Annotated in this window: 15 protein-coding genes; all 15 read right to left on the bottom strand. The window is 42.0% G+C overall.

Annotated elements, in window-relative coordinates:
• Nucleotides 1-30: 30 nt before the first annotated feature.
• On the bottom strand, nt 31-1,572 hold the full coding sequence (rny, locus tag GK047_RS06250; protein WP_163942692.1) for a ribonuclease Y: 1,542 nt from the start codon (nt 1,570-1,572) through the stop codon (nt 31-33).
• A 386-nt stretch (nt 1,573-1,958) separates the two neighbouring features.
• Nucleotides 1,959-2,651: a regulatory protein RecX gene (locus GK047_RS06245; protein ID WP_163942689.1), complete on the bottom strand. Its 693-nt coding sequence runs from the start codon at nt 2,649-2,651 to the stop codon at nt 1,959-1,961.
• 74 nt (nt 2,652-2,725) lie between these two features.
• Nucleotides 2,726-3,772: a recombinase RecA gene (recA, locus tag GK047_RS06240; protein WP_163942686.1), complete on the bottom strand. Its 1,047-nt coding sequence runs from the start codon at nt 3,770-3,772 to the stop codon at nt 2,726-2,728.
• A gap of 179 nt (nt 3,773-3,951) precedes the next feature.
• Nucleotides 3,952-5,202, bottom strand: a complete 1,251-nt coding sequence (locus tag GK047_RS06235) for a competence/damage-inducible protein A (protein WP_163942682.1) — start codon at nt 5,200-5,202, stop codon at nt 3,952-3,954.
• Nucleotides 5,203-5,314: 112 nt separating this feature from the next.
• Nucleotides 5,315-5,902, bottom strand: coding sequence for a CDP-diacylglycerol--glycerol-3-phosphate 3-phosphatidyltransferase (pgsA, locus tag GK047_RS06230; protein WP_163942677.1), 588 nt, complete (start codon nt 5,900-5,902; stop codon nt 5,315-5,317).
• Nucleotides 5,899-7,227 carry a 30S ribosomal protein S12 methylthiotransferase RimO gene (gene rimO, locus GK047_RS06225; RefSeq protein WP_163942674.1) on the bottom strand — a complete coding sequence of 443 codons (1,329 nt, stop codon included), beginning with the start codon at nt 7,225-7,227 and terminating at the stop codon, nt 5,899-5,901. Before rimO ends, pgsA begins: the two co-directional genes overlap by 4 nt.
• 124 nt (nt 7,228-7,351) lie before the next feature.
• Nucleotides 7,352-7,843: a YajQ family cyclic di-GMP-binding protein gene (locus GK047_RS06220; protein ID WP_163942672.1), complete on the bottom strand. Its 492-nt coding sequence runs from the start codon at nt 7,841-7,843 to the stop codon at nt 7,352-7,354.
• A gap of 142 nt (nt 7,844-7,985) precedes the next feature.
• The gene (locus GK047_RS06215; RefSeq protein WP_163942669.1) at nt 7,986-8,867 is read right to left on the bottom strand and encodes a RodZ domain-containing protein; all 882 of its coding nucleotides are present in this window, start codon (nt 8,865-8,867) and stop codon (nt 7,986-7,988) included.
• A gap of 48 nt (nt 8,868-8,915) precedes the next feature.
• A complete protein-coding gene (locus tag GK047_RS06210) occupies nt 8,916-9,659 on the bottom strand; it encodes a DUF3388 domain-containing protein (protein ID WP_481855942.1) in 744 nt (247 codons plus the stop codon).
• A 126-nt stretch (nt 9,660-9,785) separates the two neighbouring features.
• On the bottom strand, nt 9,786-10,670 hold the full coding sequence (locus GK047_RS06205; protein ID WP_163942664.1) for a hypothetical protein: 885 nt from the start codon (nt 10,668-10,670) through the stop codon (nt 9,786-9,788).
• 59 nt (nt 10,671-10,729) lie between these two features.
• A complete protein-coding gene (locus tag GK047_RS06200) occupies nt 10,730-10,981 on the bottom strand; it encodes a DUF3243 domain-containing protein (RefSeq protein ID WP_163942661.1) in 252 nt (83 codons plus the stop codon).
• A 121-nt stretch (nt 10,982-11,102) separates the two neighbouring features.
• Nucleotides 11,103-11,858 (bottom strand): elongation factor P 5-aminopentanone reductase, encoded by a 756-nt coding sequence (ymfI, locus tag GK047_RS06195; protein ID WP_163942658.1) that lies wholly within the window; start codon nt 11,856-11,858, stop codon nt 11,103-11,105.
• Entirely contained in the window at nt 11,855-13,144 is a 1,290-nt protein-coding gene (yfmH, locus tag GK047_RS06190; protein ID WP_163942655.1) for an EF-P 5-aminopentanol modification-associated protein YfmH, read from the bottom strand. Before yfmH ends, ymfI begins: the two co-directional genes overlap by 4 nt.
• Nucleotides 13,145-13,147: 3 nt before the next feature.
• Nucleotides 13,148-14,428, bottom strand: coding sequence for an EF-P 5-aminopentanol modification-associated protein YfmF (gene yfmF / locus GK047_RS06185; protein ID WP_163942652.1), 1,281 nt, complete (start codon nt 14,426-14,428; stop codon nt 13,148-13,150).
• A gap of 104 nt (nt 14,429-14,532) precedes the next feature.
• Nucleotides 14,533-15,330, bottom strand: coding sequence for a spore cortex-lytic enzyme (sleB, locus tag GK047_RS06180; protein WP_163942649.1), 798 nt, complete (start codon nt 15,328-15,330; stop codon nt 14,533-14,535).
• Nucleotides 15,331-15,370 lie beyond the last annotated feature (40 nt).

Below are 15,370 nucleotides of genomic sequence, written 5' to 3'. Positions count from 1 at the left end.
TGAATCAGCCACTTTTCACATTGAATATCCTTATTTAGCGTACTCGACTGCTCTTGTTTCGCGAATAACCGTAACCTTGATATGTCCTGGATAATCGAGTTCACCTTCGATTTTCTTCGTAATATCACGGGCTAAGCGGAATGCTTCGGTATCATCCACTTTCTCTGGTTGAACCATTACACGAACCTCACGGCCTGCTTGAATCGCGTACGATTTCTCAACGCCTTCGAACGATTCGGAAATTTCTTCAAGCTTTTCAAGACGCTTGATGTATGTTTCCAATGTCTCTCTGCGTGCTCCGGGTCTTGCTGCTGATAGTGCGTCTGCAGCGCCTACTAACATCGCTATCACAGAGGTTGCTTCCACATCACCATGATGTGAGGCAATACTGTTGATAACAACTGGATGTTCTTTGTATTTCTTACCAATCTCCACGCCGATCTCTACATGAGATCCTTCGACCTCGTGGTCAAGCGCCTTACCAATGTCATGAAGCAGCCCGGCACGTTTCGCCAAAGTTACGTCTACCCCGAGCTCCCCAGCCATTAGTCCTGCTAGATAAGCTACTTCCATGGAATGCTTCAGCACGTTTTGACCGTAACTTGTTCTGAATTTGAGGCGACCCAAAATTTTAATCAAGTCTGGATGCAAACCGTGAACGCCAACCTCGAACGTCGCTTGCTCCCCGTATTCGCGAATACGCTCATCCACTTCTTTACGGGATTTTTCCACCATTTCTTCAATTCTCGCAGGATGGATACGACCATCTGCAACGAGCTTTTCCAAAGATGTACGAGCAATTTCGCGTCGGATTGGATCAAATCCCGATAAAATAACCGCTTCTGGCGTATCATCAATAATGAGGTCGATACCCGTCAATGTTTCCAGTGCGCGAATATTCCGTCCTTCACGACCAATGATGCGGCCTTTCATTTCTTCATTTGGTAAGGTAACAACTGAAACCGTTGTTTCAGCTACGTGATCGGCAGCACATCTTTGAATAGCAAGTGTGATAATCTCACGGGCTTTTTTGTCGCCCTCTTCTTTGGCCTGCTGCTCGATTTCCTTAATCAGTTGGGCAGTTTCATGGCGAACTTCTTGCTCGACATTGGTGAGAATGATGTTTTTGGCATCATCTGTAGTCAGACCAGAAATTCTCTCTAACTCTGCAACCTGGCTTCTATAAAGCTGGTCAATCTGTGATTGTGTATCCTCGATTCGCTTCTCTTTGTTGGCAACTTGCTCTTCTTTACGCTCGAGAGATTCTAATTTTTTATCCAGCGATTCCTCTTTTTGCAACAATCGTCTTTCTTGTCGTTGAGTTTCATTTCGACGTTCACGAATGTCTTTTTCAGCTTCGGACCTCAGTTTATGCACTTCGTCCTTTGCTTCCAGAACCGTTTCCTTTTTCAGTGCTTCAGCTTCCTTCTTAGCAGATTCTCGAATCTGCTCAGCGGCAATTTCGGCACTGGAAATCTTCGCTTCTGCAAGAGATTTCCGGATAAAATAACCAATCCCTAAGCATGCAGCTCCAACAACGAGAATGATCGCGATCCAGATGAAAGTCCACATCTTGTTCACCTCCTCGTTGGTTTCTCCAAGGTGTTAGCTTGGGATTCCTTCGGTTTTTTAATCCGATTTTCAATTGTTAGACTAGGTCATACATACCCTTACTTTGAAGAGCATGGTTCTTAAATGAATGCGCACCGTGCTTTAGAGGCACTATAGTGCTAATAATCCATAATCAACAGTTGTAAAAATTGGCGGTTTCCACGACTGTTTCATCAAAATCAAACAATTTAAAATGATTTTGAATATATTATGAAAATATACATTGTTATTTTATCTTTTGTCGAAGAAGCTTGTCAAGCGATTGTCCATCAGATGACAGCTCGTACACATAAATTATGTCATTTTTACTTAATATAATAAATTAAACTCCCCTATACTTAACGACATTAATAATCGAATGTTTCTTCTGGATCTTCAAACTCCTCCTCTATTGGCTCACTGCTCAATTGTCCAAGCACCTTGTTAACAACTGTGCCCGTGTAGCCTCTTCTCATTAAAAATGCGCCTGTTTTTCTTTTTTTTTCTATCATTGTTTTCCCAGAACTCTGCTTCCACTTCGATTGCGCCAACTTCATAGCGGCCTCAAATTCATCCTCGGGATTAATAGTTTCCATTGCATCATTAACCAATTCTTTTTGAATTCCTTTTTGTTGAAGCTCTTGACGAACAAGATTGCGACCCTTGCGTTGCAAAGTGATGCGATTCTCAGTCCACATCTTCGCAAACTCCTCGTCATTAATATAGTTTTGTTGTGTTAACGTATCGCATGTCCAATCTATAACAGGCTGTTCAAACTCTTGCTCTTTCAATTTACGCTTCACCTCATTTGTTGAATGAGGGCGTCTACCTATCATACGTATTGCTTTTATATATGCGCTATTTCGTTCTTCGTCTCTGACAATTAAGGAAACCTGCTCAGAATCCACCGACTCACCTTTTACTAATCGATGCTTGATCATAATATCCTCATGAACTGAAAAAGCATACTCTTCATTGAGAAATATATTATAACGATGCTTACCCCTTTTTTGCTTCTCCACCGTTGTGATGACCGATAGCTGCTTTACCTCGTGATCCAAATGCGAACATCTCCTTTAAAAAACGGAAGCACCTTAACACAAAGGTTAAAGGTGCTTCCGTTCTATTCAATCTATTATTCAAAAGCCAGTTCTGCTGCTTCTTCCTCAGGATCGTCTGTATTCTGACCTTCCACTTTGATTAAATTGCTGTTTTCACGAATTCTCAATTCAATCGTATCTGCAATGCCTTTATTTTCTTTAAGAAATTGTTTCGCATTCTCCCGGCCTTGGCCAAGTCGATCACCTTCATACGAGTACCAAGCACCGCTTTTGTTCACGATATCCATTTCTGCGCCGATATCAATAATACTGCCTTCGCGAGAAATTCCCTCGCCATACATAATATCTACTTCTGCTTGCTTAAATGGAGGAGCCACTTTATTTTTAACTACTTTTATTCGCGTACGGTTACCAACCATGTCATTCCCTTGCTTGATCGTTTCAATCCGACGAACATCTAGACGAACGGAAGAGTAAAACTTAAGAGCTCGACCGCCAGGTGTTGTTTCAGGATTACCGAACATAACGCCAACTTTTTCACGCAATTGGTTAATAAAAATTGCAATAACCTTAGATTTGTTAATTGCACCAGATAACTTACGAAGAGCTTGTGACATCAAGCGAGCTTGTAAACCAACGTGAGAGTCACCCATTTCGCCTTCAATTTCAGCCTTTGGAACAAGAGCTGCAACAGAGTCAATAACGATAATATCAACCGCGCCGCTACGCACAAGTGCCTCAGCAATTTCAAGCGCTTGCTCGCCAGTGTCGGGCTGAGAAAGCAAAAGTTCATCAATGTTAATGCCGAGTTTGCTTGCATACGAAGGATCCAATGCATGTTCAGCATCGATAAATGCAGCTTGCCCACCAAATTTTTGCACTTCTGCAATCGCATGTAAAGCAACCGTTGTTTTACCGGAAGACTCTGGTCCGTACACTTCAATAATTCTTCCACGAGGAAATCCACCGATACCAAGTGCGATATCAAGAGCAAGCGATCCACTAGGAATCGTTTCAACTTGCATATGTGTCGATTCTCCGAGCTTCATGATAGAGCCTTTTCCGAACTGTTTTTCGATTTGGCGCAATGCCATTTCAAGTGCCGCACGACGATCTGTCAAAACACTCACTTCCTTTTTCCTTTTATCATTATAGGTATATGATAACTTGTTTCAGGGTGTTTGCCAAGCATTTTTTCGAACATACATTCGACTTTTTAGCGAACAAACAAAAAACCGCAACAAAGTTATCGCTTTGCTACGGTTCTTCCGCTAACAGATATATTGATTATAAGCTATATCTAGTTTTCTTTCAACAGTCTCCATAAATGATAGAGTGCGCTTTTAGCAGCCCTTATCTTAATCGTTTCCCGGGTTCCAGAAAGCTGCAGCGTAACGACCTTCGTTTCTGCTCCTTTCTTGGCAAGTCCAACATAAACAAGTCCAACTGGTTTACCTTCCGAAGGACTGGGTCCCGCTACGCCTGTTACAGAGATGCTCAAATCGCTGCCCGTCGTTGTGAGCAGCCCCTCGGCTAGGAGAATTGCTGTCTCCGCACTTACAGCGCCTGATGCGTTCTCCCCTTCTAAAACTTCCATCGGTACGCCAAGCAGCTTGTTTTTCAAACTATTCGTGTAACAAATAATACCACCAAGAAAAGACTGTGAGCTGCCCGGTACCGCGGTTATCATATCACTGAGCAGCCCGCCAGTACAGCTCTCAGCTACAGTCAGCTTATATTGTTTCTCCTCAAGCATTTGCAAAATCGTAGCTTCGATCGGAATATCCCGCTCTGCATATAAATGATCACCAACACGTCGTCTGATCTCTTCCTCTGTGGCTTGAATGTTTAATTCGCCCTCTTGCGCTGTGTGCGCTCGCGTTGTTAAACGTATCGTCACTTCACCTTCTTTGGCGTAAGGTGCAATTGTAGGGTCTGTCTGTGCTTCTATCATATCAATTAACTGATACTCCAAATTGGATTCGCCGATACCTGCAAATTTGAGCATTTTGGAGTATAAAGGCACTTCATCTGTCATGATCGTGCGTAACCACGCTGAGGCGTAATTTGAAAACATTGGCTTCATCTCTTTGGGAGGACCTGGAAGTAAAATAAAATGTGTACCTTCGTAGGTATAGGCGACTCCTATCGCAAGCCCATTTTCGTTATGTAAAGGATAACTATTTTCTAACATTAAAGCTTGTCGTTTATTGCTTTCCACCATATGAATGCCGCGTGTGCGGAATAAATCAGTGATAGCTTCCATGGAAGGCTCGTGCAGAACGAGCTGACGCCCCGTATACGCGGCTAGCACATCTTTCGTGAGATCATCCTGTGTAGGTCCGAGTCCTCCTGTGCAAATGACGACATCAGCGCGTGAGGCGGCAAGTTTCAAGCTATCCATTAGCCTCTGTTCATTATCGCCAACAACGGTTTGATAGTAAATATCGATCCCCAGCGCAGCGCATTCGCGTGACAGGAATTGTGCATTCGTATTAACAATTTGACCTAACAATAGTTCAGTTCCAACAGCAACAATTTCAGCTTTCATTGGGACCTCCTTAAACGTTTTTTTACAGACTGCTTCAAAGCAAGTCTTTAGCCTTTCCTCTTATAAAACTGGCTGAAAGCACTACTTATAATGGAAAAAACAATAGGTTGCCCTATTGCGTCTTTTCCGAAAAGTCTATGACATGCTTATTTTTGACGAAATACTCAATTCCTGAGTATAGGGTAATGATTGCCGCAATCCAACTCATAATAACATCAAAAGGAAAGTCGATAAATGTAAAAGGAAAATTATTAATAAGCAGCGCAATGATAGCTGTAATCTGAGTTGCCGTCTTGGCCTTTCCCCACTTGCTTGCGGCCATAACGGTACCTTCCAGCAGGGCAATCTGGCGTAATCCCGTAACCGCCCACTCTCTGCTGATGATAACAATAACTATCCATGCATCAACCTTCCCCATTTCCACTAAGGATACGAGAACAGCTGTTACAAGCAGCTTATCTGCCAAGGGATCAAGCAGCTTGCCCAAATTCGTAACCAACTTGCGTTTTCTAGCTATGTAACCATCTAAACTATCTGTGCTTGCTGCAATAATAAAAATTAAAGCAGCAATAATTTGATTGTATGTAATACTAAATTCCTCAATGCGAATATGAGGAAATTTAACCTTTATTAACAGAAAAAACATAATAATTGGTACTAATAAAATCCTCGCCACTGTGATTCGATTGGCCAGGTTCATGCAATAACCTCCCCCGATAAGTCAAACTCATAAGAGTGGGTAATGCGAACTCTCGCAAGTTCTCCAATGTTAAGGCGTGCATTCGAAACGAACACTTCCCCATCAATCTCTGGAGCATCGTATTGAGAACGACCGATGTAGACATCACTTCTGCCATCATATTTTTCAATCAAAACGTCAATTTCTTGACCGATACGGCGTCCGCCACGCAAGTTCGAAATTTCTCTTTGAATTTCCATAAGCGTGTTAGCCCGATATTCCTTCACTTCATCTGGAACCTGATCCGGAAGACGAGCGGCTGGCGTGTCATCTTCTTTGGAGTAAGCAAAGACACCCAGACGATCGAATGCCATCTCGCGCACAAATTCCTTCAAATTCTCGAAATCCTGTTCAGTTTCACCAGGAAAACCGACAATAAGAGAAGTACGAAGGGCTACATCTGGAATTGCTTTCCGGATTTTACGTACTAGCTCTCGCGTATCTTTTTGACGACCAGGTCTACGCATCCGTTTAAGGATTGAATCCTCACTATGTTGAAGAGGCATATCAATGTACTTGCACACCTTGGGATTAGCAGCCATTGTTGCGATTAATTCATCACTGAAGAAACCTGGGTAAGCATAGTGAAGCCGCACCCACTCAATACCGGGTACTTCACTGACTTTGTTTAATAGTGTAGGCAGCATGAAACCATCATACAAATCAGTCCCGTAGTTAGTGGAGTCCTGTGCAATAAGACTAATTTCTTTAACCCCTTGATTAGCAAGGCCAGCCACTTCAGAAACAATAGATTCCATGCTTCTACTGCGGAAATTCCCTCTCATAATCGGGATACTACAGAATGTACAAGCGTTATCACAGCCTTCTGCAATTTTCACGTAAGCTGTGTAACGAGGAGTTGTTACTTGTCTAGGTAGATCAGCATCGTAATTAAATACCGGATTACCGACCAGAACCGGTCTTTTACCACGTAGCGCTTCATCCACAATATGATTAATTTTATCAAAATCTCCTGTCCCAACGATACCATCAATCTCCGGCATTTCTTCCATTAATTGTTTCTTATATCGTTGAGTAAGGCAGCCCGATACGATAAGCGCCTTGAGATTTGCTGTTTGCTTCAGTTCAGCCATATCCAAAATTGTATTCACAGATTCTTCTTTCGCTGCATCAATGAACCCGCAAGTGTTCACAATGATAACAGTAGCATCCTCTTTGTTGTCAACAAGTTGAAAACCACGACCATGAATCAATCCCGCCATTATTTCGGAATCAACTAAATTCTTCTCGCATCCCAGGGTAACTACTTTAACCTTTTCTGTCATGAATGAAACAACCTCCAATAGTCCTAAACCACTCATACAAGTATAATACAAGCCCTATAGGGTGTCAAAAATAGAAAAACCCCTACTTCTAGGGGTCTCGCTTCACTAATTAACGTATGTATGGTTACTTTAAGTTCACGAATTGTAGATCAAGTGTAACTTCAGATTTACGAAGTAGCGAAATTACTGCTTGCAGATCGTCCTTACTTTTCCCTGTTACTCGGATTTGATCACCTTGAATTTGTGTCTTGACTTTTAACTTGGAGTCACGAATTAAGATATTAATTTTTTTAGCGTTTTCTTGATCCACGCCCTGTTTCATACTAATTTTTTGCCTCACCGTTGATGCAGCGGCAGGCTCTACTTTGCTATATTCGAGATTTTTGATCGAGATGCCGCGCTTCGTCATTTTCGCATGCATAATATCAAGTACGTTCTGCAGCTTAAACTCATCATCCGAAACGACAACTAACTGATCCTTATCTAATTTAATACTGCTTTTACTTCCTTTAAAGTCAAAGCGGGTAAGTATCTCCTTCTCCGCCTGTTGAATGGCGTTGTTTAGTTCCTGCATATCCACCTTAGATACAATATCAAACGAACATTCTGAACTCATCTTCCACAAAACATCCTTTCCTTGAAATTACATAATGCATTATAACAAGAAGCTTAATAAAAAGAAACATCCAACGGCTCCTTGGCCTAGGATGTCTCAATCTTGAATTATTACCCGGGGAAGCGCAAGATGCGCCAAAATGCTAGTTTTTTTGCAAGTTTAATTGTACTCTTTTCGGATTTGGGGTATCGCCAACAGGAACGACTGTGCCGTTCACTGTGAGCTCTAACGCACTTGCTGCGCCAACATTAAGATAAGCAGATCCCATTATTTCAAGCGTATCTGTGTCACCGCTTTTATATAATTTCTGTCTAAGCATTTCTTTCCCATTGCCATCCGATAGCGCGTCCACACGAATCCAACATTGAGAGCCTGATATCTTCATCTGGATATCAAGTTTAGAAGTACCGCTTATCGTGTAATTGTCGACCCCCTTCTCATTGCTGTTAAACTTCACTTGAACGGCTGCAGGCGTTGGTGAAGGGCTTGGGGTCGGGGTTGCAATCGGTACCGTTTTATTCTCACTCGAAGCATTCACATTCGAATTAGGCTTAGTTCCAGTAGACGGGTTCGTTGAATCCGTAATTCTAGGAGATTGCGTTTGAGACGGTTTGCCTTCAGCAGGCGTGCCTTTATAATTCTTATACGTATAATAATATACGATCCCAAAGATAAGCAGTATGAAGCAAACAAACATCAAACTTGATGCCCATCTGCTCATTTTTTCCGCATTACGAACACTTGTTCTTTTATGGCGAATCGTCTCTACAACTGGCTGCTCAGAAACAGGTGAGGGATTCGTCGTCTGATACATACTCAGTACTTCCGTAGGATCAAGCCCTACCGCCTCTGCATAGCTCTTAATAAACGCCCTGACATAAAAACTACCAGGGAGTACTTTGTAGTTGCCTTCTTCGATGGCCTCCAAGTAACGTTTACGAATCTTCGTCACATCTTGCAGGTCGTCCAATGATATTTTTCTATCTATGCGCGCTTTACGCAAAATATTACCTAAATCAGACACAAGATCACCTCCCCAAGACAGTCGTTATAGGTATGGACGTAGCATAGATTAAAAAGGTTCGGAAGTGTACGTAAATGAATCATAGTTAATTTCTTCATCCGGGCTGCTTCGAAGCTCAATAATATAATCAAAGTGATTATAGGTATATTCAGACTCGCGAATAAATATATCTGGATGTTCAATCACTTTTGTCGATGGCATCGCCATAATCTCTTGCAGCAAGCTGTAATGCTTCTCGTTCGAGCGGATCGTAGAAACGATTCCATCAATAATATAAACATTGTTTGGTGTCATTTCATCTTCAGAAAGTTGACTACGAACGGTCTGCCTTAACAGGGTAGATGAAACAAATGTCCAACGCTTATTGGCGCACACACTGCCTGCAATAATTGACTCCGTTTTGCCGACTCTGGGCATTCCTCTAAGTCCGATTACTTGATTGCCTTCTCGCTTAAAAATTTCACCGAGGAAGTCAACAAGAAGTCCCAATTCATCGCGCGTAAAACGGAAAGTTTTGCGGTCATCTGAATCACGCTCAATGTATCTACCATGACGAACAGCCAAAATATCTACAAGTTTAGGTGGACGAAGAGCCGTAATAGTAATATTATCTACTTTTCTCAACATTTTACCCATTAAGTCAATTTTTTCTTCATCGTTTGTTTGTAGAAGCATCCCTCGAGTACGATCCTCTACCCCATTAATGGTTACAATATTAATATCAAGCATCCCCATTAAGGAAGCTATATCTCCCAGCAAGCCTGGTCGGTTTTTATGTATTTTGTATTCCATGTACCATTCTTTAACGTCCAATCGCTCCACCTCATCACGAATTCAGTAACTTTATAAAGTTACCCTTTAAATATTTCTACAATATTCGGCAAATCCCTTCTATCAATCAGTCAAAAGATACAATTTTTACTTCATTTTTAGTTCTTTAAGCTCTTGCCCATTATAAACCGCCCCACCAGCTCGCCAAGTTACCTGTGTCATCGCCTGAAGACGGTTACTCAAAATGGCTTCCCAGTTCAATTCCGCTGTAAAAGCCCCTGTCAGATCCATAACTGACACTCCAAGTGTCTTCGCTTTCTGCACATGGACTGCATCCGTTGGTGCGTAGAAGATGATCCACTTCGAAAAGTGTTGCTTGGTCTGAAAGGCCAACTGCTGGAACCATTGATCATTATTATCAAGCAAAACAATATGATCAGCCTCTTCCGAAGGAGCCCAAGACGATGGAATAGGATGATCCGCTCTGGTTACCCATTCAACTGATGCATACTGCGCCATCAATTCCACGATCCATTTGTTTTTTAAGCTTTCCACTTGACTAGGATCAATTTGGATAAATGCGGTTTGTGTTCCGCTAGGGCTCAGGCTAGCGTTTGCATCAAGTTGACTTTGCATAAGTGTCCATTTGGCGGTGGACACGTTTTGATGAATCACTTCATTCGCAGAAGGTAGCAGCTCATTACCTATTACATATATGTAATCATAAGTTCTAGCTCTCAGCTTCGCAACGACACTCTCATCCAAAGTATTCAAATCTTTCATCCAATCGTACGCAATGTGATCCGAGTTTCTCCACTGTTGCAGAGAGGTTCCCACGGACTGCTTCGCTGCATCGGACAATCCAGCACTAGTGAGCATCAGTACAGAATTTTTTTTGTCCAACAGTTCTTGTTTAATGACAGGAATTCCACGATTTCCGCAGCCTGTTACCAACAAAGTTAGTAGTAATAAACCGAGAATATAACGACGATTCAACATGGAGATACAGTTCCTTTCTACCCAATAAAGCATGTAAAAGCCTCCAGGGAGGAGGCTTTTACAAAGTTCCTTATTGAATTGTAAAACGGTTATTAGGCTTTGTCCACTAATTTTACCATGAGGCGGGCAAGTGTACGTTTATCTTCTTCATTCCCAGCGTCCCACAGCTCTTTAAGCACTCGCTCTTGTGAATTTTCCGGGTCTACTTTATTCGCAAGAAACTCTCCAATTTGAAAAGCGAGCTTACTAATCGTTTCTTCGCTCATACCTGCGTGCTCCGCTTGGTTGACGCGATCTGCCAGAAACTCTTTCCACTTATCAAACACTTGAAGTACAGTAGCCATCGAATGAAGCCTCCTTTAAGTTGTGAGAAATGGCATTACATACGTAATATTCGCTTCACAACAAGGAATTATGCGCCTGGCCACTGACTCCGATAGTTGGAAAAATAATGGATGATTATAACTAAGTCAACCAACCGCCATTCGGACTGATGATTTGCCCTGTGATATATCCTGATTCTGGCAAAGCAAGAAAATATACAAGAGAGGCAATTTCATCTGGCAAAGCAAAACGCCCAATGGGAATTTCATTTTCTAACGCCGCTTTCTCTTCTGCCTGAAAACCATCCATCATTTCCGTATTCACCACTCCTGGAGCAACCGCATTCACGGTCACTCCCGAAGGAGCCAATTCCTTCGCCAATGCTTTAGTAAAAGCATTCATCCCGCCTTTTGCTGCTGAATACGCAACTTCACATGAAGCACCTGATATGCCCCATACCGAAGATACATTAATAATTCGACCATATTTTTGCCGAACCATCGCGGGCATAAACATTTGCGTGCACAAAAAGGTGCCTTTTAGATTCACATCCATGATCAAATCCCAGTCTTCTTCACGAATGTCAGAAAGAAGTCCATAGTGGGAAATCCCAGCATTATTCACAATAATATCTGGAACCATTTCACGCTGCTCTAATTTTTCATTCATTTTGCCAATTTGATCGCGTGAACGAATATCAGCTGATAGGGTCAAAACTTTAGCGCCATGCTTCATGCAAGATCGAGCCACCTTATTAGCGGCTTCATGGGATTCACGGTAATGAATCACTACATTCATACCTACCTTAGCGAACCGTTCAGCGATAGCCGCGCCTATTCCTCTGCTTGCTCCCGTGATAAGAACGGTTTGTTCGGTAAATGGTTTCGAATGGTTCACGATGGTTGGCGACTCTGTACGATAGAGATCGCGAGTTTACTCCAATCAAAATGTTCCCGGAACCGAAGATTTACATCTGCAAGTGAAATACTTTCATAAACAGGAAGAATATCAAACAAATCGATTCCTTTAAAGCGATATTTAGTGAACTCATTCGCAATCGATTCCGGTGAATTCATCATACGCAAAAAATTGCCAATTTTTTTCTTACGGCTTCGCTCAAAAGTAGTCTCGTCAAGTCCAGGTCCCTTACGTTTCTCAACTTCCTCTCGAATGCGTGAAACCAGCTGATCCGGGTTCTTCGTATCTCCACCTAAGATTGAGAATGCATAATCTTCGCTGATGTTATACTCATGCCCAAAATTATCAGAAATCAACTCTTCCTCATACAAAGCTTGATAAATATCTGAGCTTGAGCTGAAAAGAATATCCATCATAAGTTTAGTTGTCAATTCTTTGACAAGTAAGGCTTTACCGCTAACCGATGGGGCTGGTTCTTTTAAACCAAACAAACACTTAGGTAAAGAGATCGGCAACCATGTTACTCTACGCTCCTCATTCACCTCGAGTGGCTCATCGGCATAAAATCGCTGAATGGTTCCTTGCGGTTTAAATGTTTTCGTCGCTTGGTTTTCTTTTACAAAATCAATCACTTCTTGAGGATCTATACCGCCTACCACAAACAAGCTCATGTTGCTTGGGTGATAAAAAGTATAGTAGCATTCGTAAAGTGTTTCCTTTGTTATCTGGGCAATAGACTCAACCGTGCCGGCAATATCGATGTGAATCGGATGTTTACCATACAACGACTCGATGAGACCGTAGTAGCTTCTCCAATCCGGATGATCCTCGTACATCTTGATTTCTTGCCCAATAATACCTTTTTCCTTCTCTACATTTTCATCCGTAAAAAAAGGATTCTGCACAAAATTAATCAATGTCTTTACATTTGTTAAAATATGGTCGGTTGATGAAAACAAATAAGCAGTTCGATCAAAGCTTGTGAATGCGTTGGCTGAAGCTCCCTGAGAAGCAAAGCTAGCAAAAACATCCCCCTCTGGTTCCTCGAACATTTTGTGCTCTAGGAAATGAGCAATGCCATCAGGGACTTGAACAACTTCTTTACCTTCAACTTGGAACTTGTTGTCTATGGAACCAAATTTGGTCGTGAACGTTGCATACGTTTTCTGGAATCCTTCTTTGGGAAGAACAAATACATGTAACCCATTATCGAGCTGCTCATGATAAATCGTTTCGTTGAGATGTGGATATGGTATAGCCTGCATCGTCTACTCCCCCTTCTGATCCCGTAAAAAGTAAATCGTATCTAATTGTACACGCTTAGCTACTTCCGCAATCGCAGATACCTCTATCTGCTCCACTGAAGCAATCAAATCAGTGACAGTACGCTCTTTTCCGGATAATATCGCATTAAAATCAAATGAAATCAATTCAAAAGCTGAATCTTGTAATTCACGTAATTGATTTGAGATCATTGCTCGGGTTTGACTCATCTCCGTATCGCTAATTTGCCCTTGCTCCATCGCTTGAAGTTGCTTCTTAATGATATCTACTGCTTTTTCATAATTTTCGGTTTCAATTCCCGATTGCAGCGTTAAAATCCCTTTATGTCCATCAAATCTAGAAGAAGCATAATAAGCTAAGCTTGCTTTCTCGCGAACGTTTATAAATAGCTTAGAGTGCGGGTACCCACCAAGTACACCGTTATACATTAAAGCAACTGGATACTGATCGTCACCGTATGAAACATTCGTACGCAAACCCATGTTTAATTTCCCTTGATTCACATCCAAACGTTCTACTACAGTTTTCACTTCACGGGACAACCCTTTTTGAATGACGGTTTCATAACCTACATCTTTCGTTCTTTCGATAGTGAAGGCCTGTTTAACGATAGCTTCCACTTCTTCCAACGACGTATTACCTACAACATAGATATCAATCGGAGCATTCTCTATCCAATCCTTATATTGTTCGTATAAATTTTGGGAGTTAATACTTTCAAGAGCTTGAATCTTGCCTAATGCATGCAAACGGTAGGGTTCTTCACTACACATTTCTTCCAAGCATCGCTCTGCGGCGTAGCGCACTTTATCATTGATGACGGCTTCGATTCGCTTCTGAAGCGTTTGTTTCTCCGCATCAACATACTTTGTACGGAAATGACCGTTCTCTTGAGCAGGGCTTGTTAGCGTTTCACCTACAAATTCAAGACCTTTTTTCAATAAGGATTCGTTCGATGAAACGAAACGATCATTAATGATGTCCATCCGCATTTGCACGATCTGGTAGTCACCACGTTTATAAATATCAAAGCCAAAGCCCGCTCCATACAAATCATCCAAGTGCTCACGAAATTGCTGTGTTTCCGGAAGTGATTCCGTCCCTCTTCGTAATACAAAAGGAGTTAATGCTGTAGTCGTAACTGTTTCTTCTGCTAGAGGACGGCCTATGTACACCGAGATAGCGAATGTTTTAAATTGATCCGTAGGCAGCACATGCAAACGTATATGATTCCACGTGCTCCGCTGAAAGTGTATTTGTTTCAAAGGTCGTGTCTCCCTTCCTAAGTCTAAGATATGTATCCATTATATTCCTATACAAACAAGAGAAGCAACCAACGATGGTTCCTTCTCCTTGTCCACTCTACCTATTATTTACAAAATATATGTTTACCGATATTCTTCACCTGCGGCCTACTCCAAATCCATTTGGATGTAGCGGTTACCGGATTGAAGTAATAGATACAACCACCTGTCGGATCCCATCCATTCAGGGCATCTTTTACCGCTTTCTTCGTAGATTCACTTGGACTCAACCAGATTTGGCCGTCAGCAACAGCAGTAAAAGCTCCTGGTTGAAAAATGACGCCAGAAACCGTGTTCGGAAAACTAGCCGATTTCACGCGATTCAGAATCACAGCAGCAACAGCAACTTGTCCAATATAAGGCTCCCCACGTGACTCCCCATTGACCGCATTTGCCATGAGGTTAATGTCCTGCTCCGATAAGCCCAAATTATTCGAAGGTGTCAAATTTGCAGGCTTTTCACTTGCCCCTGCATTCCCCGCTTCACCGCTGCCTCCCGACACAGTGCCTTCTTTGCTACCATTAGTTGGAGCTGTGGGCTTCCATTCTTTCGTTGCTTCCCACAACTTAAGCTTTGTTTTGGCGCCAACAATGCCGTCTACATTCATACCGAACTCGCCTTGGAAACGTTTTACAGCGACTAATGTTTTATAACCATAGTCCCCATCTATATTGCCTCCGTAAAAACCAATAAATTTCAGACGGCCTTGCAGTTCATTAACGTCTGACCCTGTAGCTCCATATCTAATCTCGTTTTTACTAAACGTTTCTTCAATTCGCAGACTCATTTTATTCTTTAACTGGAATGCGGCAAACAATACGAAAACCATACAAAATGTAAGTACAATTAACCTTTTGTTCATTCCCCTTCTCAACCTCTCTTTTCATATTACAGCCTTTTCT

The organism is Paenibacillus sp. SYP-B3998, assembly GCF_010820665.1.
In the GTDB taxonomy this organism is placed as follows: domain Bacteria; phylum Bacillota; class Bacilli; order Paenibacillales; family NBRC-103111; genus Paenibacillus_E.
This window is presented reverse-complemented; position numbering and strand designations above follow the sequence as displayed.